At 55.9% G+C, this 1079-nt stretch carries 1 protein-coding gene; it reads right to left on the reverse strand.

Features of this window, described 5'->3' with window-relative positions; translation table 11 throughout:
- Positions 1-1079, reverse strand: a 1079-nt coding sequence (locus ACIQ2D_RS22265) for a DEAD/DEAH box helicase family protein (RefSeq protein ID WP_402867452.1), incomplete at both ends; no start/stop codon positions are given.

Here is a 1079-nt window from a genome sequence, read left to right on the forward strand (position 1 = left end):
TACCGTGCGCGTCTTACCGGAGCCAGTCGCCATGACCAGCAACGCAGCTCGTTGTTTGTCATTCTCGAAATGCTCCGTCACTCTCCTGATCGCCTGTTCCTGGTAGAGACGTCCCGCGATCTCCTTGGGAACAGCGGTATCAGCAAGCAACTTTCGCGAGATGCGCCGTTGGATGACCAGATCCAGCTCGTCACGCGTGTGAAAGCCTTCGATCGGTCGGGGCGTCGAGTCATGATCATCCCAGAAATAGTGATCGAAACCGTTGGTGTAGTAGATAATCGGACGCTGTCCGTACATCTTTTGAAGGCAGTCGGCATACAAGAGTGCCTGCTGCTTACCCGCGTTCGCGTCCGTCGACGCCCTCTTCGCTTCGACAACAGCCAGTGGCAATCCGTCTTTGCCCCAAAGCACGTAGTCGACGTATCCCTTCTTTCCGTCCGGCATTCCATCGACGGGAAATTCGAGGTTCCGCGGTTCGTCAAGCAACCAACCAGATTCACGAAGCAGCAGATTGATTATCTCGGAACGAGTTTGGGCTTCGTTGTAATTGTGAGTATCGGGAATGATCGCAGAAGCCGATTGCGCTGCAGCAACCTCTGCTTTGAGCTGCTCGACCAATTGCTCGAGAGTCGCAACCGCGATTTCACTGGATTTCTTCTCGACATCACGGGCAGCAAGCTGCGCAGCCAAATTCTGCTTCTCGGTTTCGGACTGCTCCAGAAGGGCGTCCTTGGCCTGCATTGCTTCTTCGAGTGACTTCAGCTGTGCGACGGTCTTTGCCACCGCTGCAGGTCCACCACTCGGTTTCGGCAGCAGCTGCGGGTTGAATTGCAACTGCGGTGACGGCTTACTCGCCGACTGCGTGGCATATTTCCGCGCAAGCCACGACAAGATGTGGAACATCTCGTCAAGCACTTTCCGCCCGACATCCTCAGGAATCGGACGCGCTTCATGCACCGCGGTGTTACCGAGTTTGCGAATGAGGTTCATCTTCGACTGAAGGGAGTGGCCGATAATCGTCACAAATGCCGGATCATGGAGCCGCGCCGCCAGATCGTCCTTGTACGGCACCGACAGAG

Origin of the sequence: Lysinibacillus sp. NPDC097287, assembly GCF_044761695.1 — a bacterium.
In the GTDB taxonomy this organism is placed as follows: Bacteria; Bacillota; Bacilli; order Bacillales_A; family Planococcaceae; genus Lysinibacillus.